General features: G+C 72.7%; 10 protein-coding genes. All 10 read left to right on the top strand.

From position 1 onward, the window contains the following. Positions 1 to 8 precede the first annotated feature (8 nt). A complete protein-coding gene (locus KIH74_RS14210) occupies positions 9 to 11,072 on the top strand; it encodes a non-ribosomal peptide synthetase (RefSeq protein ID WP_214156381.1) in 11,064 nt (3,687 codons plus the stop codon). A gap of 113 nt (positions 11,073 to 11,185) precedes the next feature. Continuing rightward, positions 11,186 to 14,032, top strand: coding sequence for an amino acid adenylation domain-containing protein (locus KIH74_RS14205; protein ID WP_214156380.1), 2,847 nt, complete (start codon positions 11,186 to 11,188; stop codon positions 14,030 to 14,032). Next, the gene (locus tag KIH74_RS38590; RefSeq protein ID WP_214156379.1) at positions 14,029 to 14,973 is read left to right on the top strand and encodes an ApeI family dehydratase; all 945 of its coding nucleotides are present in this window, start codon (positions 14,029 to 14,031) and stop codon (positions 14,971 to 14,973) included. Before KIH74_RS14205 ends, KIH74_RS38590 begins: the two co-directional genes overlap by 4 nt. After that, positions 14,970 to 15,743 carry a thioesterase II family protein gene (locus tag KIH74_RS14195; protein ID WP_214156378.1) on the top strand — a complete coding sequence of 258 codons (774 nt, stop codon included), beginning with the start codon at positions 14,970 to 14,972 and terminating at the stop codon, positions 15,741 to 15,743. Before KIH74_RS38590 ends, KIH74_RS14195 begins: the two co-directional genes overlap by 4 nt. 127 nt (positions 15,744 to 15,870) lie before the next feature. Continuing rightward, entirely contained in the window at positions 15,871 to 17,451 is a 1,581-nt protein-coding gene (locus tag KIH74_RS14190; RefSeq protein WP_214156377.1) for an ABC transporter substrate-binding protein, read from the top strand. Between the two features lies 1 nt (position 17,452). Continuing rightward, a complete protein-coding gene (locus KIH74_RS14185; RefSeq protein ID WP_214156376.1) occupies positions 17,453 to 19,177 on the top strand; it encodes an ATP-binding cassette domain-containing protein in 1,725 nt (574 codons plus the stop codon). Continuing rightward, positions 19,161 to 20,057 (top strand): ABC transporter permease, encoded by an 897-nt coding sequence (locus KIH74_RS14180; RefSeq protein WP_214156375.1) that lies wholly within the window; start codon positions 19,161 to 19,163, stop codon positions 20,055 to 20,057. Before KIH74_RS14185 ends, KIH74_RS14180 begins: the two co-directional genes overlap by 17 nt. 2 nt (positions 20,058 to 20,059) lie before the next feature. Then, positions 20,060 to 21,055 (top strand): ABC transporter permease, encoded by a 996-nt coding sequence (locus KIH74_RS14175; RefSeq protein WP_214156374.1) that lies wholly within the window; start codon positions 20,060 to 20,062, stop codon positions 21,053 to 21,055. Positions 21,056 to 21,099: 44 nt separating this feature from the next. After that, positions 21,100 to 21,750, top strand: a complete 651-nt coding sequence (locus tag KIH74_RS14170) for a cysteine hydrolase family protein (protein WP_214156373.1) — start codon at positions 21,100 to 21,102, stop codon at positions 21,748 to 21,750. Further along, positions 21,747 to 22,334, top strand: a complete 588-nt coding sequence (locus KIH74_RS14165) for a cysteine hydrolase family protein (RefSeq protein WP_214156372.1) — start codon at positions 21,747 to 21,749, stop codon at positions 22,332 to 22,334. The genes KIH74_RS14170 and KIH74_RS14165 overlap by 4 nt, the downstream gene beginning before the upstream one ends. Positions 22,335 to 22,341 lie beyond the last annotated feature (7 nt).

Genomic DNA, 22,341 nt, shown 5'->3' with positions numbered 1-22,341 from the left:
CGGGGGACATGAGCACGGACGAGATCGAGAAGGTCGGCACGGGGGCCGGCACGGCCGGTGCGGCGGTCGACGCCGCCCGGCAGGAACTGCTGCGCCGGCGGCTGGGTGGTCTGCGGGTCGAGCGGGACGAGATCGTCCGGGCCGACCGGGAGCGCCCGCTGGTGCTGTCGGCCGGGCAGCAGCAGATGTGGTTCCTCAGCCGGCTGGAACCCGAGAGCTGGGAGTACGTAGTCCCTCTCGCGGTGCGGCTGGCCGGTCCGCTGGACGCCCCGCGGCTGCGCCGGGCGCTGTCGGCCATCGTCGGGCGGCACGAGGTGCTGCGCACCCGCTACCTGCTCGACGGCACCGCCCCGGTGCAGGTGGTCGACGCCCCCGCCGAGCTGGAACTGCCGGTGGACGACGTGTCCGGGCTGCCGGCCGGGCGCCGCGAGGAGACCGCCCTCGGCATCGCCCGGCGCGAACCCGGCCGGCCGTTCGACCTGGAGCGGCAGTGGCCGCTGCGGGCCCGGCTGATCCGGCTCACTGCCACCGACCACGTGCTGGTCGTGGTGTTCCACCACATCGCCTGCGACGCCTGGTCGGTGCGGCAGTTCGCCCAGGAGCTCGGCATGCTCTACGGCGGTGGCACGCTGCCGCCGCTGCCGGTGCAGTACGCCGACCACGCCGCGCACGAGCGCGCCTTCCTCGACGGCCCGGGGCTGGAGCGCCAGATGTCTTACTGGCGTGGTGAACTCGACGGTATCGGCACCCTCGCGCTGCCCACCGACCGGCCCCGCCCGGCGGTGCGCAGCAGCGACGGCGACGCGGTGCGGTTCGACCTCGGCACCGGGCTGTCGCAGCGCGTCGCCGACCTCGGCCGCCGCTACGACGCCACCCCGTTCATGGTGCTGCTCAGCGGATTCCAGACGCTGCTGTCCAGATACACCGGCAGCCGCGACATCCCGGTCGGCACCGTGATGTCCGGCCGCGGCCGGCCCGAGCAGCAGGAGCTGATCGGCTACGCCATCAACAGCCTGGTGATGCGGGCCCGGTGGCAGGGCGACCCGGGTTTCGGGGAGCTGCTCACCCGGGCCCGCACCACCGTGCTCGGCGCCTTCGACCACCAGGCGGTGCCGTTCGCCCGGCTGGTCGACGAGCTCCAGCCGGTCCGTGACCTCTCCCGCACCCCGCTGTTCCAGGTCGCCTTCACCATGCACGAGTCCCGGCACGACGCCTTCGCGCTGCCCGGCCTCGACGCCACACCCCTGGAGAACACCTCCCGGGTCTCCCGTTTCGACCTCACCCTCCAGATCACCCAGACCCCGGACGGTGGGCTGAGCGGCTCGCTGGAGTACGTCACCGCCCTGTTCGACCGGGCCACCGTCACCCGGATGACCCGCCACCTGGTGCGGCTGCTGGAACAGGTCACCGCCGACCCGCTGGCCCCGGTGTCCGGCCTGGCGCTGCTGGACGACGACGAACTCGCCCTGGCCGCCCCCGCCCCCCTGACCGCACCCTCGCAGACGTCCACCATTGTCGGGGTGTTCGAGCGACAGGCCGCGCTCACCCCCGACGCCGTGGCCGTGATCAGCGGCGACAGCGAGCTCACCTACGCCGGGCTGAACGCCCGCGCCAACCGGATCGCGCACCTGCTGCGCTCACGCGGCGTCGCCGTGGAGACCCCGGTCGGCCTCTGCCTGGAGCACGGGCCCGACCTGCTGCCCTCACTCCTGGGCATTCTCAAGTCCGGCGCCGCCTACCTGCCCCTCGACCCGGCCCACCCGGCCGACCGGCTGGCCTACATGATCGCCGACTCGGCCACCGCCCTGGTGATCACCACCAGCCGGCACGCCGGCCTGATCGAGCCGGTGCACCAGGGCGCGACCATCGTGCTCGACCGCGACCAGGAACAGCTGGCCGGGCAGCCGGAGACCGACCCGGAACCGGTGAACGAGCCCGGCCACCTGATCTATGTCATCTACACCTCCGGCTCCACCGGCCGGCCCAAGGGCGTCGCCCTGACCCACGCCAACCTGCACCGGCTGCTCACCACCGCGCAGCGGCACTACGACTTCGGGCCCGGCGACGTCTGGGCGCTGTCGCACTCCTACGCCTTCGACTTCTCGGCCTGGGAACTGTGGGGATCCCTGGCCTGGGGCGGCACCCTGGTCGTGGTCACCCACGAGGAGCGGCGTTCCCCCGAGGACTTCCTCGCCCTGCTGCTGCGCCACCGGGTCACCGTGCTCAACCAGACCCCCTCCGCCTTCCGCGGTCTCGTCGACCTGGCCGCCGCCGGCGACCCCCGCATCGACGAACTCGCCCTGCGCGTAGTCATCTTCGGCGGCGAGAAACTGACCGTGCCCGACCTGGCCCCCTGGGTGGCCCGGCGCGGCCTGGACCGCACCGAGCTGGTCAACATGTACGGCATCACCGAGACCACCGTGCACACCACCTATCACCGGGTGACCGGCTCGGACCTGGCCCCCGAGGCCGGCAACCCGATCGGCCACCCCCTCGACGACACCGGCGTCTACCTGCTCGACGCCGCCGGTCAGCTGGTCCCGCTCGGGGTGCCGGGCGAGATCCACGTGTCCGGGCCCGGCGTCGCCCGCGGCTACCTGGGCCGGCCGGACCTGACCGCGCAGCGCTTCGTGCCCGACCCGTTCGGCCCGTGCGGCGCCCGGCTCTACCGCTCCGGCGACCTGGCCCGCCGCCGCCCGGACGGCCGCCTGGAGTTCCTCGGCCGCTCCGACGACCAGGTCAAGGTGCGCGGATTCCGGATCGAGCCCGGCGAGATCCGCTCCGTGCTGGTCACCCATCCCACGGTGCGCGACGCGGTGGTGCTGGTGCGCGAGGACACCCCCGGCGAACTGCGCATCGTCGCCTACGTCGTGCCCACCGACGGCACCGCCCCCGACCCGGGCGACCTGCGCACCCTGCTGGCCCGGCAGCTGCCGTCCTACATGGTGCCCAGCGCGTTCGTGCCCCTCGGCCGGATCCCGCTGACCACCAACGGCAAGGTCGACAGGGCCGCGCTGCCCGCCCCCGGCCGCGCCGCGCTCGCGGCCGCCCAGGAGTACGTGGCGCCCCGCACCGCGCTAGAGGAGCGGATCGCCGGGGCCTGGCTGACGGTGCTGGGCGTGGACCGGGTCGGCGTGGACGACGGGTTCTTCGAGCTCGGCGGCGACTCGATCGCCGCCGTCGCCCTGGTCGGCGCGCTGCGCGAGAGCGGCGTCACGGTGAGCGTGCGGGACGTGTTCGAGCACGGGTCGGTAGCCCGTCTGGCCGAGTTCCTCGGCGGGACGGCCGGTTCCGCCCCGGGCGCGGCCGTCGAGCGGTTCGCGCTGATCGGTGCGGAGGACCGGGCCCTGCTGCCGGACGGCCTGACCGACGCCTACCCGCTGGCGCAGGTGCAGCTCGGCATGGTGGTCGAGATGCTCGCCGACACCGGCCGCCGGGTATATCACAACTCCACCTGCTTCCGGATCCTCGACGACCAGGACTTCTCCTGGGACGCCTTCCGCGCGGCGGTGGAGCACGTGCTGGAGCGGCACGAGATCCTGCGCACGTCCTTCGAACTCGACCGCTACTCGGTGCCGATGCAGCTGGTGCACGCCACGGCGCAGGCCCAGGTGGGGCGGCAGACCCTGCCCGCCCAGGACCGGCCGGAGCGGGAGAGCACGCTGCGTGCCTTCATGGCCCGGGAGCGGGCCGTGCTGTTCGACCTGACGAAGCCGCCACTGGTGCGGTTCTTCGCGCACGAGACGCCCGGGGAGGGCGGCTGGTGGCTGACCCTCACCGAGTGCCACGCGGTTCTTGAGGGCTGGAGCCATCATTCGCTGCTGATGGAGCTGGTCTCGGTCTACCGGCAGGTGCGCGACGGGGAGCCGGTCACCGAGCCGGAGGCCGCGGCCGTGCGCTACGCCGACTTCGTCGCCGCCGAGCTGGAGTCGCTGGGGGGCGAGGACGACCGGGCCTACTGGGAGGACGTGGTCGCGAACCACGAGCGGCTGAACCTGCCCGCCGCGTGGGCCGGTTCGCCCGATGCCGCCGGGGTGAACCGTACCTGGGTGCCCTACCGTGACCTGGAACCGGAGCTGCGCCGGATCGCCGCCCGTACCGGGGTGTCGCTGAAAACCGTGATGCTGTCGGCACACCTGGCCGTGATGAGCCGGATCACCGACGAGGACGCCTTCTGCTCCGGGCTGGTGACCAACGCCCGCCCGGAGGCCCGGGGCGCCGAGCGGGTGGCCGGGGTGTATCTCAACCCGCTGCCCTTCCCGTTCCGCCGTGACGCCGCCCGCACCTGGGACGACCTGCTGCGGCAGGTGTTCGCCACCGAGCTGGGGCTGTGGCCGCACCGGCGGTTCCCGATGGGCGTCATGCAGCGCGAGTTCAACGGTGGCCGGCGCATGCTCGACGTCCGGTTCAGCTACCAGGACTTCCGCCAGGTCGACACCGAGGTGATCGACTACGCCGCCACCATCGACGACAGCCCCACCGAGTTCCCGCTCGGGGTCTCGACCCGCGCCGGGTTCCTCGTGCTCACCGCGCAGGCCCGGTACGTCGAGGCGGCCCGGCTGGCCGCCCTCGGTGACCTCTATCGCGGCGTGCTGGAGGCTCTGGTGACCGAGGGCCCCGACGGCCTGGTCGGCGTGCCGGTGCGGGCCACGGACTGGGGCACCGGCGTGCCGCCGCTGGCCGGTGCCGCGGTCTGCGTTCCCGCGGCGTTCGCGGCCACGGCCGCGCGGCGGCCCCGGGCCGTCGCGGTGCGCTGTGGTGACCAGGCCCTGGACTTCGCCGGGCTGGACGCCCGGGCGTCACGGATCGCGAATCTCCTGGCGGCGCAGGGGGTCGTTCGTGGCGATGTGGTCGGGGTGCTGCTGGAGCGGGGGCCCGACCTGATCGCCGCGCTGCTCGGGGTCTGGCGCGCCGGGGCCGCCTTCGTGCCGCTGGACCAGGCCTTCCCGGACGACCGGACGGCTCTCATGTTGTCAGCTGCCGGGGCGCGGACGGTGCTCACCCGGACCTCCCTGGCCGGGCGGTTCCACGAGGTGCCGGTCGCTCTGGTCGACGGTGACGAGATGTCCTCCTGCGCAACGGATCACGTCGCCGTCGATCTCGACCCGGACGAGCTGGCCTACGTCATCTTCACCTCGGGCTCGACCGGAACCCCCAAGGGGGTCGCGGTTTCGCACCGCGGCCTGGCGAACCACGTGGCCTGGGCGGCCGCCGAACTGGCGATGCGCGGCACCGGTGGCTCGGCGCTGTTCTCGTCGGTCGCCTTCGATCTGGTGGTGCCGAACGTCTGGGCGCCGCTGACCACCGGGCAGCCCGTGCACGTGGTGCCCGAGTCGGTGGACCTGTCCGAACTCGGTGCCGCCCTGGTGAATTCCCTGAGGACGGCGAGGTCGTCCGGGTTCAGCTTCCTGAAACTGACGCCCGGGCACCTGGAGGTGCTCGGCCGTCAGCTGGAGGACGGCGTCCTGGCCGGTCTGGCCGGGGTCGTGGTGGTGGCCGGTGAGGCGCTGCCGGGGGCCCTCGCGGAGCGCTGGCGTGGCCTGCTGGGTGACGGCCGGCTGGTGAACGAGTACGGGCCGACCGAGACCTCGGTGGGGGCCTGCGTGCTGCCGGTGTCCGGGCCGCAGGGAGAGGGCGTGGTGCCGATCGGCCGTCCGCTGCCCGGCACCCGGATGTACGTGCTGGACGCCGGTCTCGCGCCGGTGACGACCGGGGTGCCCGGTGAGCTGTACGTCGGCGGCGTCGGCGTGGCGCGGGGCTACGTCGGCCGGGCCGCGCTCACCGCCGAGCGCTTCCTGCCCGACCCGTTCGCCGGTGGCGGCGCGCGGATGTACCGCACCGGTGACCGGGTGCGCTGGGTGGAACGGCCCCCGGTGGGCGGTGATCCGTCCCGGCTGGCGACGGCCGGCGTCGCCGACTTCCTCGGCCGGGTGGACGACCAGGTCAAGGTGCGCGGCTACCGGATCGAGCCGGGCGAGGTCGCGGCCGTGGTGCGGGACTGCCCCGGGGTGGACGAGGCCGTGGTGGTGGTCGACGGTGAGGGTTCGGACGCCCGGCTGGTCTGCTACGTCACCGGTGACGCCACGGACGCCGGGGCGTACTGCCGGGAGCGGCTGCCGGAGTACCTGGTGCCCGCGGTGTTCGTGCGGCTGGAGACCCTGCCGCTGAACCGCAACGGCAAGGTGGACCGCACGGCCCTGCCCCCGGTCGGCGGAGCCGGGGAGTCCGCGCGGGCTTTCGTGGCGCCCGAAGGGCCCCAGGAGGAACTGATCGCCCGGATCTGGTGCCAGGTGCTGGAACTGGACCGGGTGAGCGTGGACGACAGCTTCTTCGCCGTGGGCGGCCACTCGATCCGGGCCATCGCCCTGGTCGGCGCGCTGCGGGCGGCCGGTCTGCCGGCCCAGGTGAAGGACGTGTTCGAGCAGCGCACGGTGCGGGCCCTGGCGGCCACCCTGGCCCCGGGCGCTCCGGTCACCGAGAACCCCGGTGTGGAGCCGTTCTCGCTGATCGGCGACGACGACCGGGCCCTGCTGCCCGGCGGCCTGACCGACGCCTACCCGCTGGCGCAGGTGCAACTCGGCATGCTGGTCGAGATGCTGGCCGACGAGACCCGCAACCGCTATCACAACACCGCGTCGTTCCGGGTGCGGGACGGCCGGCCGTTCCGGGTGGAGGCCCTGCGCCGGGCGGCGGACGCCGTGCTGGAACGGCACGAGATGCTGCGCACCTCCTTCGATCTCGACCGGTACTCGGTGCCGATGCAGCTGGTGCACGCCGGCGCGGCGATGCCGGTGCAGGTGCGTGACCTGCGTGACCTCGACCCGGCCGGGGTAGGCGACGACCTGGCCCGGTTCACCGCCCGGGAACGCGCCACCCTGTTCGACCTCGGGCAGGCGCCGCTGATGCGGATCACCGCGCACGTCGAGAGCGACGAGTGCTGGTGGATGTCGGTCAGCGTGTGCCACCCGATCACCGAGGGCTGGAGCCATCGCGCCCTGCTGATGGAGCTGGTCGAAGGGTATCTGCACGAGCGGGCCGGCGAACGCCCGCCGCCGCGCGAGCTTCCCGCCGTGCGGTACGCGGATTTCGTCGCGGCGGAACGTGATTCGCTGAACGACGACGGTGACCGGGAGTTCTGGGCCGGTGTGGTCTCCGGCCACGAGCGGTTCGTGCTGCCCCCGGGCTGGGGCGGCCCGGCCGGGACGCACCTGGTGCGGGTCCCGCTCGACGACCTGCGCCCGCGCCTGGAGGCCCTGGCCGGCGAGGCCGACGCCTCGCTGAAGAGCGTGCTGCTGGCCGCCCACCTCGCGGTGCTCGGCCGGCTCACCGACCGGGCCGCCTTCCACACCGGTCTGGTGTGCAGCGGCCGGCCCGAGGTGCTGGGCTCGGAGAAGGTCTACGGCATGTACCTGAACACCCTGCCCTTCCCGCACGTCCGGGAACCCGGGACCTGGGGCGGGCTGATCCGGCGGACCTTCGGCACCGAGGCGGAGATCTGGCCGCACCGCCGGTTCCCGATGCCCGAGATCCAGCGGATGGCCGGTGAGGGAAGGCTTCTGGACGCCCGGTTCAGCTACCTCGACCTGGACCGCTCGGCGCCCGACGGCACCGACGTGGTGGACGCCGGTTCCGGCCTGGGGGAGGGAGCCACGGAGTTCGCCCTGGCGGTGGCGGCCCGGGGCAGCGAGATCCTGCTCACCGTCGACACCGCCGTGCTCTCCCCGGACGCGGCCGCCCGGCTCGGTGGCGCCTATCGGTCGGCTCTGGAATCACTGGTTCGGGAAGGGCTTTCGGGACGTGTGGCGGTGCCCGGTCTCGCGGTGGACGTCCGGCACGGCGAGGGGGTGCCGCCGTTGCCGGCGGCGGCGGTGAACGTGCCCACCGCCGTCGGGGTCGTCGCCGCCCGGATGCCCGGCCTGCCCGCGGTGTGGTGCGGGGGTTCCGCGCTCGGCTTCGGCGATCTGGAGGTGCGGGCCGCACGGATCGCGGGCTTCCTGGCCGCGAACGGTGTGGGGCGCGGTTCGGTGGTCGGGGTGCTGCTGGAGCGGGGGCCCGACCTGATCGCCTCGCTGCTGGCGGTGTGGAGGGCCGGGGCGGCGTTCGTCCCGCTGGATCAGGCCTTCCCGGCGGACCGGGTGTCGTACATGCTCACCGCCGCCGGCGCCGGGACGGTGCTGACACAGGCGTCGCTGGCGGACCGGTTCGTAGGCCCGGACGGTTCGGGTGGTACGGGCTGCCGGGTGGTGGTTCTCGACGGTGCGGACGCCGCCGGGATCGCCGGGTGCCCGCCCGTCCGTGCCGCCGTCGACGTCGATCCGGACGAGCTGGCCTATGTCATCTTCACCTCGGGATCGACCGGAAGGCCCAAGGGAGTCGCGGTTTCGCACCGCGGGCTGGCGAACCACGTGTCCTGGGCGGTCGCGCGACTGGCCCTGCGCGGGACGGGTGGCTCGGCGCTGTTCTCGTCGGTCGCGTTCGATCTGGTGGTGCCGAACGTCTGGGCCTCGCTGGTGGCCGGGCAGCCGGTGCACGTGGTGCCGGAGTCGGTCGACCTGTCCGGCCTCGGCGATGCCCTGGTCTCCTCGCTGAACCGTTCCGGCAGTGAGTCCTTCAGCTTCCTGAAGCTGACGCCCGGGCACCTGGAGGTGCTTGGCCGGCAACTGGAGGACGACGTCCTGGCCGGCCTGTCCGGCGTGATCGTGGTGGCCGGCGAGGCGCTGCCGGGGGCCCTCGCGGAGCGCTGGCGCGGGCTGCTGGGTGACGGCCGGCTGGTGAACGAGTACGGGCCGACCGAGACCTCGGTCGGAGCCTGCGTTCTTCCGGTCTCCGGGTCTCCGGGTGAGGGCGTCGTGCCGATCGGCCGGTCGCTGCCCGGGGTGCGGATGTACCTGCTCGACGCCGATCTGGAACCGGTCGCGGCGGGTGTTCCGGGCGAGCTGTTCGTCGGTGGTGAGGGCGTGGCCCGCGGCTACGTGGGCCGGCCCGGGGCGAGCGCGGAACGTTTTCTGCCCGACCCGTTCGCGGGTGGTGGCGCGCGGATGTACCGCACCGGCGACCGCGCGCGGTGGGTGCGGCGGGACCCGGTTCCGGGCGACCCTTCGGGTTCGGAAAGTCCTGTGGTGGTGGACTTCCTGGGGCGGATGGACGACCAGGTGAAGATCCGGGGCTACCGGATCGAGCTGGGTGAGGTCGCCGCTGTGGCCCGGGACTGTCCGGGCGTGGGAGAGGCCGTGGCGGTGGTGGACGGCGAGGGCGCGGACGCCCGGCTGGTCTGCTACGTCACCGGTGACGCCCCGGACGTCGAGGAGTTCTGCCGGGAGCGGCTGCCGGAGTACCTGGTGCCGTCGGTGTTCGTGCGGCTGGAGGCGATGCCGCTCAACCGTAACGGCAAGATCGACCGGACGGCGTTGCCGCCGGTCGGGGACGTCGCGGAGACAGCGGTTCTCGTGGCTCCGGTGGGAGCACGGGAGGAGCTGATCGCCCGGATCTGGTGCGAGGTGCTGGAACTGGACCGGGTGAGCGTGGAAGACAGCTTCTTCGCCGTGGGCGGGCACTCGATCCGGGCGATCGCCCTCGTCGGTGCGCTGCGTGCGGCCGGTCTGCCGGTGCAGGTCAAGGACGTGTTCCAGCACCGCACCGTGCGGGCCCTGGCCCGCGTCGTCCCCTCGTCGACGACGGCGGAGACCACCGGGGTGGAGGCGTTCTCGATGATCGGGGCGGGTGACCGGGACCGGCTGCCCGCCGGCGTCACCGACGCCTTCCCGCTGGCGCAGGTGCAGCTCGGCATGATCGTCGAGATGCTCGGGGACGACGCGCAGAACCGGTACGTCAACGCGTCCACCTTCCGCATCCGTGACGATGCCGGGTTCCAGGCCGGTGCCCTGCGCCGGGCCGCCGCGACCGTGGTGGCCCGGCACGAGATGCTGCGCACCTCCATCCATCTGGACGAGTTCTCCGAGCCGCTCCAGCTGGTGCACGAGAGCGCCGAGCTGCCGGTGCGGGTGGCCGACCTGCGCGGTCGCGACGAGGAGGAGGCCGTGCGCGAGTGGCTGGCGGCTGAGAGAGCGGCACCGTTCGACCTCGCCGCCCCGCCGCTGCTGCGGATCGGTGCGCTGGTGCTCGACGACGGCTCTTGGCGGCTGGCCTTCACCCACTGCCACGCCGTCACCGAGGGCTGGAGCCAGCACAACCTGCTGATGGAGGTGCTGGACCTGTACCGCGCGTACGTCGCCGGTGATCCGGAACCTGACTGGGAGAAGCCGGTTTCGCGGTACGCCGAGTTCGTGGCGGCTGAGCGCGCGGCGCTGGCCGACGACGGCGACCGGGCCTTCTGGCAGGACGTGGTGACCCGGCACCGCGGGTTCGTGCTGCCGGAGGGCTGGGGCGAGCGCCGTGGCGGGGTGCCGGAGCGGTTCAGGGTGCGGGTCGGCTTCCGCGACCTCGAGCCCGCTCTGCGGGATCTCGGGCGCAGCGCCGATGCGTCGTTCAAGAGCGTGCTGCTGGCCGCCCACCTGAAGGTGCTCAGTCAGCTGACCGGGGAGCCCGCTTTCCACACCGGCCTGGTGAGTAGTGGACGTCCCGAGACCGAGGGTTCCGAGCGGGTTTACGGTATGTTCCTGAACACCCTGCCGTTCCCGCACGACCGGAGCGCCGCGACCTGGCGCGACCTGGTGCGGCAGACGTTCGACACCGAGGCCGCGATCTGGGGGCACCGGCACTTCCCGATGCCGGAGATCCAGCGGATGGCCGGGGGCCGCAAACTGCTGCACGTCATGTTCAACTACACCGACTTCCACCAGGTGGACGGTGGCCGGGTGGACGTGCGCGGTGGCTCCTCGGACAGCGCCAACGAGTTCCTGATGTCGGTGAACAACCAGCCGGGTCAGCTGACCCTGCGGATGATGGACCACGCCGTCGGCCGGGCGGGCGCCGAGCAGATCGCCGCGATGTACCGCACCGTGCTGGAGGCCATGGCCGCCGACCCGGACGGGCCGGCGCAACCGGCCCTGCTGTCCGAGGCCGAGCGAAATCGTCTGCTGCACGAGTGGAACGACACCGACGTCGAGTGGTGAGGGGGAGACCGATGACATCAGTTGCAGGGACACCACCATGGATGACGACGAGCGCGCCCGTCGTGGGGAGCGCTCCTGGCCTGAGTGCCACGGGGGCAGCGACGACGAGCGCGGTGACGACGGCGAAGGCCGTGAGGCCGGAGGGCCGGCCGTTTTCCGGGCCGGCGGCGTGTTTCGCGGCCCAGGTGGCGGCGACCCCGCACGCCGTGGCGGTCGTGGCCGCCGGGCAGCGCCTGACCTACGCCGAACTGGACCGCCGGGCCGGGGAACTGGCGGCCGGCCTGGCGCGGTCCGGGGTGGGGCCGGACCACGTGGTCGGGGTGCTGCTGGACCGTTCCGTCACGGCACTGGCCGGCCTGCTCGCGGTGTGGCGGGCCGGGGCCGCCTACCTGCCCCTCGATCCCGCTCTGCCGGCCGGGCGGATCGGCTACATGCTGGAGACCGCCGGCGTACGGGTGGTGCTGACCGACCCCGCCGGAACAGACCGGCTGCCGGAAAGTTTCAGCGGGCAGTCGGTCCTGGCCGGTGAGACCGGCGGTGAGCCGACAGGCGTCATCCAGGCTGGGCCCGACGATCGTGACCTGCTCGCGTACGTACTGTTCACGTCCGGTTCCACCGGGCGTCCCAAAGGTGTTCAGATCAGTCGCCGGGCCCTGATGAACCTGCTGTTCTCGGTGCGGGCGCGGATGGATGCCGGGCCGGGGCAGGTGTGGCTGGCGGCCACGTCGTTCTCGTTCGACATCTCGATGGCCGAGGTGTGGCTGCCGCTGATCACCGGCGGCACCGTGGTGCTGGCCACCGGTGGGCAGGTGCACGACCCGGTCGCGCTCTGCGAGCTGGTCGCGACGGAGGGGGTGACGCACGTTCAGGCCACGCCGTCGGGCTGGAGACTGTTGCTGGCCGCGGGGTTCGGGCACCGGAGCGTCACGGCGATCACCACCGGCGAGGCCTGCCCGCCGAGCCTGGCGGCCGAACTGGCCCGCCGGGTGCCGGTTCTGCACAACCTGTACGGTCCGACGGAGACCACGGTCTGGTCGACGGGTGTGCGGATCCCGGCGGGGTCGGACGGTGCCGTGGCGATCGGGCGGCCCCTGCCGAACACGCGGGCCTACCTGCTCGACGCCGACCTCGCGCCGGTCGCCCCCGGGGCCGTGGGGGAGCTGTACCTGGCCGGGGACGGCGTGGCCCGGGGCTACGCGGGCCGGCCGGACCTGACCGCGGAACGCTTTCTGCCCGAACCGTTCACGCCGGGAGGCAAGCGGGGCGGGAGCCGTCGGGGCAGCCGGATGTACCGTACCGGCGACCTGGCCCGGATCCGCCCGGACGGCGAGCTGGAGTGCCTGGGCCGGGTGGACCACCAGGTCAAGGTGCGCGGGCACCGGATCGAGCTCGGCGAGATCGAGGAGAGCCTGCGCCGTCACCCGGCCACCGGCGACGCCGTGGTGGTGGCGCGGGAGGACGCCCAGGGCGACCGCACACTGGTGGCCTACGTGACGCCCGCGGTCGCCGGCACGCCCCCGCAGGGGGTGCAGGAGCACCTGGCGCGGGAGCTGCCGGGCTACATGGTGCCCGCGGCGGTGGTGGTGCTGGCGCGGCTGCCGCTCCTGGCGTCCGGCAAGGTGGACCGGCACGCGCTGCCCGCCCCGGACCGCACCGCCTACCAGATCGCCGACCAGACCGCCGACCAGGACGACGGCGAGCACGGGGAGGCCCGCACCGCCACCGAGCGGCTGATCGTGCGGATCTGCGCCGAGACCCTCGGCCTGGAGCGGATCGGGGTGCGGGACCGGTTCTCCCGCCTGGGTATTGACTCGCTGCGCATCGTCACGCTGCTCGGCGCGGCCCGCCGGGCGGGGCTCGCCGTGCAGCTGAAGACGCTGCTGATGTCCGGGACGATCGAGGAGCTGGCCCGCAACCTGGACGCGGCCGCCGTGGCACCGCGGTCACTCGCCGGGGTGGTGCTGCGCGACGCGGCGCACACGCACCAGGTGCCGGGGGCGAGCCTGGTGGTGCTGCGGAACGGCGAGATCGACGAGGTGGTCACGGCCGGCGCGCTGACCCCCGGCGGGGCCGCGGTGACCGAAAGTACCCGGTTCCACGTGGCGTCCATCAGCAAACACGTCACCACCTGCCTGACCCTGCGGCTGGTCGACCAAGGGCTGCTGAACCTCGACCAGGACGTCAACATCCACCTGCGCCGGTGGCGGGTGCCGGCCGGGTTCCGCCCGGTGACGATCCGGCACCTGCTGGCGAACCGGTCCGGGCTCTCGGCGACACCGTCCACCTGGTACGAGCCGGGTGCCGTGATGCCGTCGCTGGTCGGTCTCCTGAACGGGACGACGCCGGAGCAGGACGGGCCGATCCGCCGGGAATCGGCTCCGGAGAGCACGTTCCAGAAGGCCGGCAGTCACTGGGCCGTGCTCCAGCTGTTGCTGGAAGACCGCACCGGCACTCCTTTCGCGCAGCTCGCCGACGAGCAGCTGTTCGGTCCGCTCGGCCTGGGCGGCAGCACCTTCCGGCACGATTTCGACGACCGGGCGCCCGGGCAGGAGCGGGCTCTCGGGCACGACGCGCAGGGCCTGCCGGTGCCCGGCGGACGCCGGACCCGGCCCACTGTGGCCGCCAACGGGCTCTGGAGCACGGCGCTCGACCTGGCCCGGATCGCCGTCGACCTGCGTCACGCCTACCGTGGCGAGCCGGCCACGCTGCTGTCACCCGGTGCGGCCCGGCAGATGCTGACCCTTCAGCACCCGGGCAGTTTCTACGGGCTGGGAACGGTTCTCGACGACACCGGCGGCGACGTCGAGTTCGGCCACGCCGGTGAGGTGGTGGGCTTCCGGGCGATCAGCATGACCCGGGTGACCGCCGGCACCGGCTTCGTGGCCCTCACCAACTCCGACGGCGGCAAGAGCGTGCTGAGCGCCGTCGCCGACCTGATCAGCGGAAGGACCACCCCGTGAGCCAGAGCACCGCCCCAACCGAGAGCACCGCCCCACCCGAGAGCACCGCCCCGCCGGAGAACACCGCCCCACCCGAGAACGGTGAACAGGCAACCGTGATCACCACCCCGCCCGCGGGGCACCCGCTGTTCGCGGGTCACTATCCGGGCTGCCCGCTGGTGCCGGGGGCCTACCTGGTGGACGTCGTGCGGCGCGCCTTCCCGCACCGTGCCGAGCTGGTCGAGGTGGAGCAGTGCCGCTTCGTCGGCCCGACCTTCCCGGGTGAGCGGATCGTCGCCCGGATCACCGCCACCCCGGTGCATCCGGACCACACTGACGGCGAATGGTTCTGCGCCGCAACGGTCACCGCCGCCGGGCGGCCAGCGGCGCAGATCCGGTTCCGCACCCGGGCGGCACGGCCGGACGGCCGGCGGATCGAAGAGCGCCGCGCCGCATCAGGTTCCACCCTGCTCGACCGCGCCGCGATCGCCCGGGTCATCCCGCACCGCCCCCCGATCCTGCTGGTCGACCGGGTCACCGAGCTGGAGGCCGGGCGCCGCGCGGTGACCGAGCACGACGTCCCGGCCGATCCGGTCTGGCTGGAACCGGTGAATGATGCCTTGCCGCAGGCACTTCTGCTGGAGTCGTGGGCACAGTCGGCGCTGGTGCTGCTGCTGGGCGAGCGGCCCGATCCGGACGTGACGGTGGGCGGGGTGCCGGTGGCCGGTACCGCCGAGGGGGTGACGTTCGGGCCGCCGGTGCGTCCCGGGGACACGATCGAGCACGAGATCACCTTCGTCCGGAACCTCGGCGGCATGAGCATCGTGCGCGGCAGCAGCCGGGTGCGCGGTGTGCAGGTGCTGCGGATCGGCCGGCTGGTGGCCACGCTCGCACCGGCCGGCCGGCTCCTCGAAACCCGCTTGCCCGAAGCCCAATTGCGCGACGCCCGGCGGCCGGCATGACATCCGGCACCGCGTCCGGCACCGCGTCGGCCACCGCATCCGGCACCGTGGAGAGCCGCTGGGTGCGCCGGCATCCGTCGCGGAGCGCGACCGGGCGCCGCTTCGTCTGTTTCCCGCCGGCCGGGGCGGGTGCCGGGTTCTACCGGGACTGGGCCGCGCACCTGCCCGCCGACTGCGAGGTCTGGGCCGTGCGCTACCCCGGACGGGAGGACCGGTTCGGTGAGCCGCTGCTGCCCGACCTGGAGGTGATGGCCGACCGGGTCGCGGCGGTGCCGGACCTGCTCGACGGCACCCCGCTGTGGCTGTTCGGGCACAGCATGGGCGCCCTATTGGCCTACGAGGTGGCCCGGCGCACCGAGCCGTCGGGAATGCTGGAGCGGCTGGTGGTCTCGGGCCGGGTGGGCCGCCGGCACCACCGGGCCGGGCTGCTGCACCGGCTGGACGACGAGGCCTTCGCGGCGGAGTTCCGCACCCTCGGCGGGGTGCCGGACGAGCTGCTGGACGACCCGGAGATGCGGGCGGTGCTGCTGCCGATCATGCGCTCGGACTACCGGGCGGTGGAGACCTACCGGATCGCGCCGCACCCGCCGCTGCGGGTACCGGTGCTGGCCCTGGCCGGGGCGGACGACCGGCACGCCCCGCCCGGCCTGGTGGGGGACTGGGCCGAGGCCACCCGCGGTCCGTTCCGGCTCGGCGTGCACCCGGGTGGGCACTTCTTCCTGGTCCCCGGGCTGCGGGAGGTGCTGCGCGACGTGCTGGCGCCGGTGTGAGGCGGCCCACAGCGATCTCGGAGCAGGGGGAAACCTCGGGGTAACGGACTGCGCCACCTGGCGTAACTATCAGCCGATAGCTAATAGGGCACCCGCTCCCCGCCGTTCCCGAGAAAGCAAACTGCCCATGCCTCATCGGTTGCGCATCACCGCCCTGACCGCCGGCCTCGCCGCGGTCGTCTTCTCCCTCGCCGCCTGCGGCGGCAGCACGCCCGGCGCCGGCACCGCGTCCGGGACGTCCGGCGGCACCCTGAAGCTCGCGTTCCTCGGCGGGATCTCCACCCCCGACCCGGACACCGCCTACGACGGGCCCGAACTGAACCTGGTCAACAGCGCCTACGAGGGCCTGCTCGACTACCGGGCCGGTCAGGCCGAACCCGAGCTGGTCGGGCGCCTGGCCACGCAGTGGAAGGCCAACGACGACAACACCGAGTTCACCTTCACCCTGCGCGAGGGCGTCACCTTCCACGACGGCACCGCGTTCGACGCCGCCGCGGTGAAGGCGTCCTTCGACCGCCGCCTCGACGTCGACAGCGGCCCGGCCTACATGGTCAAGGGGGTCAAGAGCGTCAAGACCTCGGGCGATCACGAGGTCACGATCACCCTGGACGCCCCCAACGCCGGCTTCCTCGACCTGCTCGCCTCGCCGTTCGGGCCGAAGATGGTCAGCCCCACGGCGCTGGAGGAGCACCCGTGGACCGGCGAGGAGGACAACTGGTTCGCCACCCACGACGCGGGCACGGGCCCCTACCAGTACGGCGCCTTCGACCAGGGCGTCTCCTACGCGCTCAGCGCCTACGACGGCTACTGGGGTGACGAACCCGGTTACACCGACGTCGATTTCGACGTGGTCTCGAACATGTCCACGGTGCAGCTCCAGCTGGAGAAGGGCGAGGTGGACGGGCTGATCGGCTACACCGACAGCTCCGCCTTCACCACGCTCAAGAGCAAGCCGAACCTGGCCACCTACGCCTTCCCGAGCATGCAGACGCCCACCCTGTTCGTGAACCCGCAGAGCAAGGAACTGGGGGACGACGAGACCCGCACGTCCTTCGTCTCCGGGATCGACTTCGCGGCGCTGGCCCAGCAGGCGCTGGGCGACACCGGGACGTCCACCACGCAGGTGTTCCCGGAGAACCTGCTGCCCGAGGCGGACAACCAGCAGAAGATCACCCACGACTCCGGCGCCCTGGCGCAGCTCGCCTCCGGCAAACTGTCCGGCGGGACGATCTCCTGCGGCTACGCGGAGAGCAGTTCCTCGGCCCAGGCCCTGTGCGACAACGTCACCGCCATGCTGAACTCGGCCGGCATCAAGGCCGAGAGCACCGGCTACGCCTCCGGCACCTACTTCCCGGCCCTGGCCAAGGGCGCCGACGGCCCGGACATCACGTTCTTCTCCGGCTTCCCCGACACCGCGAACGCCGACGCCTGGGGCACCGTCTTCTACACCCCGGACGGCGGGCTGGACCTGTTCGGCGCCGAGGTGGACGGCGTCTCCGGCCTGCTGAGGGAGGCCGCCAAGACCGGCGACACCGATCTGTACTCCCAGGTCGCGGCGAAGGTCAGCGAGTCGGCCTACTGGTACTCGGTGGCCAACAGCAAGGGCACCGCGGTGTTCCAGGACGACGTCTCCGGCGTCGACAAGGCCTGGAACCCGGTCATCACCGGCGTGCTCCAGCTCCAGACCCTGAGCCCGTCGGGGTCCTGACATGACGACGACCACCACCCCGGCCACCCCACCGGCCCTGTCCGTCGCCGGCCTGACGGTGCGCTACACCGCCCGTGGCGAGGGCACCACGGCCGTCGACGACGTCGGCCTGGACATCGCCCCCGGCCAGTGCCTGGCCCTGGTCGGCGAGTCCGGCTCCGGCAAGAGCACCATCGGGCTCGCCGTGCAGGGGCTGCTCACCGACCCGCAGGGCAGGGGTGGTGGTCGCGTCGAGACCCGGGGCACCGTGACCGTCGGCGGCACCCGGCTGGACCCGTCCGTGGAGACGGGCTGGCGGGGTGTGCGCGGGCACCGGGTCACCACCGTGTTCCAGGACCCGATGTCGTCACTCGACCCGACCATGACGATCGGGCGGCTGCTCGGCCTGGTCACCGGCAGCGCCGCCGAGACCCGGCGCTGGCTGGATCAGGTCGAGATCCGCGAGCCGGCCACGGTGGCGCGCAGCTACCCGCACCAGCTCTCCGGCGGCATGCGGCAGCGGGTGATGATCGCGCTGGCCCTGGCCCGCCGCCCGGCCCTGCTGGTGGCCGACGAGCCGACCACCGCCCTCGACGTCAGCGTGCAGGCACAGATCCTGAAACTGCTCACCCGCGAACGCGAACAGCTCGGTTGCGGGGTGCTGTTCATCACCCACGACCTCGGGGTGGCCCGCGCGGTCTGCGACGAGGTGGCGGTGATGCGCTCCGGCCGCATCGTCGAGCGCGGGCCCACCGCCCAGGTGCTCGAGCGGCCCACGGCGGACTACACCGCCCGGCTGGTGGCCTCCCGGCTCACCCTCGATACCGACCGGCACCGCCCGGTGGGACTGCCCGAGCCCACCGTGGTCGCCTCGATGGGCGAGGCCCTCGACCTGGAGCACGCCGAGCTGGAACGGCGCTGGGCCCGCAAAGCCCTGCGCTGGGACGATTTCGGCACCTCCCGGCCGAGAACGGTGAACGCGCCGGTGTACGCCCTGGAACTGGCCCGGGTGAGCAAGTCGTTCGCCACCGGCGGCTTCGGCCGCCGCACCCGCAAGGCCGTGCTGCACGACGTGGACCTGCGGATCGCGGCCGGCGAGAGCGTGGCCCTGGTCGGCGAGAGCGGCTCGGGCAAGTCGACCATCCTGCGGATCGCGGCCGGTCTGGAGAAGGCCGACCGGGGGGACGTGGTGGTCGGCCACCGCTCCCACGACGGCAACAGCGGTGGCGAGGGCGTGCAGGTGATCTTCCAGGATGCCGGGTCGTCGCTGACCCCCTGGCTGAGCGTGCGCTCGCTGCTGCTGGAACGGCTCGGGAACACCGCCACCGGAAAGGCCCTGGACGCCCGGCAACGCGAGGAGCACGTGCGGCTGGCCCTGGAACGGGTCGCCCTGCCCGCCTCGGTGCTGGACGTGAAGCCGGCCGAGCTGTCCGGCGGCCAGCGCCAGCGGGTGGCCATCGCCCGGGCGGTCGTGGTGCCGCCCGCGCTGCTGCTGTGCGACGAGCCGACCAGCGCCCTCGACGTGTCGGTGGCCTGCTCGGTGCTGAACCTGCTCAACCTGCTGCGCCACGACCTGGGGCTGCCCATGCTCTTCGTCACGCACGACCTGGCCGCGGCCCGCGTCATCGCCGACCGGGTCGTCGTCATCAGTCAGGGCCGGATCGTCGAGAGCGTCCCGTCGGACGACCTCGGCACCGCCATCACCAGCGACTACGGGCGGAGGCTGCTCGATGCCGTCCTCAACTGACACAGAGGGCCGGACCGGGGACCCGGTGGACGCCGTCGCGGCCCCCTCGTCGTCCACCGTTCGCCGCAGGCGCCCGAAAAAGCCCACCGCAGGCACCATCTCGCTGGGCGCGCTGGCCGTGGTCGTGCTGCTGGCGGTGATCGGCCCGTGGGTCTCGCCCTACGCCACGAACATCCCCTCCGGTGAACCGCTCCTGCCGCCGTTGTCCGGAGGCCACTGGCTGGGCACCGACAACCTGGGCTTCGACGTGCTCACCCGGGTGCTCGCGGGCACCCGCACCAGCCTGTTCGCCGCGGTCGTCGTCACCGTCGCCAGCGCGCTGGCCGGCCTGCTGATCGGCGCGGTCGCCGGGTTCGCCGGAGGCTGGGCCGACGCCGTGCTGATGCGGATCACCGACCTGTTCCTGGCCTTCCCGGCCACCATCGTGGCGATGGCCATCGTCGCGGCTCTGGGCCCCAGCCTGCGCAGCTCGATGATCGGCATCGCGATCGTCTGGTGGCCGCTGTACGCGCGCATCGCCCGCGGCGAGATCCGGCGCGCGGCGGGCAGTCTGCACGTGGAGGCCGCCCGGATCGGCGGCACCCGCGGGCGCCGGCTGATGATGCGCCACACCGTGCCCACCGTGCTGCCGACCGTGCTGGTCACCGCCAGCCTCGACATCGGCGGCGTGATCATGGTGCTGGCGTCGCTGGCCTTCATCGGCCTCGGCTCACCGGCGCCCTCGCCCGAGCTGGGCCTGATGGCCAGCGCCGGTCTGCCCTACGTGCTCGACTCCTGGTGGATCCCGGTGATGCCGGCGATCGCGGTCGCCGTCCTGTCCCTGATCTTCAACTACCTCGGCGACGCGCTGCGCTCGGTGCTGCGGGCGGGAGGAGCCTGACCATGGTGCGTTTCACCCTCTCCCGGCTGGGATCGCTCGTGCTGGTGCTGTTCTCGCTGTCCGTGCTGATCTTCGTGGTCAGCCGGTTCGGCGGCGGCGACCCGGTGCACGCCTACGTCGGTGCCAACGCCTCGCCCGACGCGATGGCCGCGGCCCGGGTGCGCCTGGGCCTGGACCAGCCGGTGCTGGTGCAGTACTGGGACTACCTGACCCGGCTGGTGCAGGGCGACTTCGGGCTGAGCGTGAGCACGAAGCGCCCGGTCTCGGACGAGCTGGCGGCCCGGGTGCCGGCCACCCTGGAACTGATGATCGCCACCGTCGTGCTCGCGGTGCTGATCGGCCTGGCGCTGGCCCGGGCCTACGCGCTGCGCGGGCGGGCCGGGGCGGTGATCCGGTTCGTGCTGTTCAGCGCGGCCAGCGCGCCGTCGTTCCTGATCGCGACCGCCGGGATGCTGATCTTCTTCGCCCAGTTCGGCTGGCTGCCGGTCTCCGGGCGCACCTCCTACGGCGCCAGCAGCGGCCTGAGCGGGATGTTCGTGCTCGACGGCCTGCTGACCGGCAACATCCCCTACGCCTTCGACGCCCTCAAGCACCTGGTGCTGCCCGCGGTCGCCGCCAGCCTGGGCCCGGGCGTGGCCCTGGCCCGGGTGCTCGCCGACGGCCTGTCCACCAGCCTCTCCTCCGGATATGCCCGCACCGCGAGGTCTCTGGGCGAGACCGAACCGCAGCTGCTGCGCCGGCACGGGCTGCGCAACGCCGCCGGCCCGGCCCTGAGCCTGCTCGGCGTGCAGATCGGGATGATGCTCTCCAGCCTGGTCGTGGTGGAGGAGATCTTCTCCTGGAACGGCCTGGGCCAGTACCTGGTCAAGGCGATCGGCGCGGCCGACACCAACTCCGTGGCCACCATCAGCCTGCTGCTCGGCGCCGTCTACGTGGTCGTCAACACGCTCGTCGACCTGGGCCTGGCCCTGCTCGACCCGCGCGTGCGCCTCTCCTGAGTCCGCCGCACCTGAAAAATGCTGCACCGAAAGGGAAGTCTTCCATGGCACTAGAAGTGACCGACTGGACGCCGTCGGGCGACCTGAAACCGGTCGGCGGCGTCGTGCTCGTCGTCGTCGACATCCAGGGCGGCGGGCTGAACAGCCCGGTCGAGAACGACGCGAACCTGATGCCCGGCCGGGCCGAGCGCAACCCGAAGGCCGTCGACCTGGTGAACTCCTTCCGCGAGAAGCGGGTTCCGGTGATCTTCATCCAGGAGGTGCACAAGCCCTCGCTGGTCGACATCGGCCGCGAGCTGGACGGCAGCGAGGGCCCGCACTGCATCGAGGGCGAGCAGCGCACCCGGCTGCACCCGGGCCTGGAGCCGCGCCCGGAGGAGTACCTGATCCAGAAGCGGCGCTACAGCGCGTTCTTCGGCACCGAGCTGGACCTGCTGCTGCGCGGCTACCAGGCGCGGACGGTGATCCTGATCGGCGGGATGACCGACGTCTGCATCCACTACACCGCCGTCGACGCGCACCAGCTCGACTACCACTTCCGCACGGTCACCGACCTGGTCGTCGGGTCGGGCGAGGAGCTGCACGAGGCCGCCCTGCGTGCGATGAAGTACCTCCAGCGCGACTCGCTGGTGACCTCGCAGTCGGTGTACGAGTGGCTGGAAACCGTTCCGGCCGTGGAGGAAGTGCCCGCATGAACATCTCCGGCAAGACCGCGCTCGTCGTCGTCGACTTCCAGGGCGGTGACCTGTCCGACCCGATGTCCACCTACGTCACCGAGCAGGTGGCCAAGGCCCGCCTGATGGTGGACGAGTGCCGTCGTCAGGGCGTCCCGGTGGTCTGGATCCAGGAGGTGCACAAGCCGCACCTGGTCGACATCGGCCGCGAGCTGGACGGTTCCGAGGGCCCGCACTGCATCGAGGGAAACCCGGCCACCGAGCTGGCCAGCGGTCTGGAGCCGCTGCCCGAGGAGTTCCACATCCGCAAGCGGCGCTACTCCTCGTTCTTCGCCACCGAGCTCGACATCGTGCTGAAGGCCTACGACGTGGACAGTCTCGTGCTGATCGGCGGGTTCACCGACATCTGCATCCTGTACACCTCGGTGGACGCGCACCAGCGGGACTTCTTCGTCAATGTGGTCACCGACGTGGTCTCGGGCTCCAGCGTGCGGGCCCACGACGACGCGCTCAAGATGATCCACTACCTTCAGCGCGACTCCCTGGTGACCTCGGACGAGGTGATGACCTGGCTGGCGGAGCTCACCCCGGTCACGGTGCCGTAACCCCTTT

It is taken from the genome of Kineosporia corallincola, from assembly GCF_018499875.1.
Lineage (GTDB): Bacteria > Actinomycetota > Actinomycetes > Actinomycetales > Kineosporiaceae > Kineosporia > Kineosporia corallincola.
The sequence above is the reverse complement of the archived record's forward strand: the minus strand, read 5'-3'. Positions and strand labels throughout refer to the sequence as shown.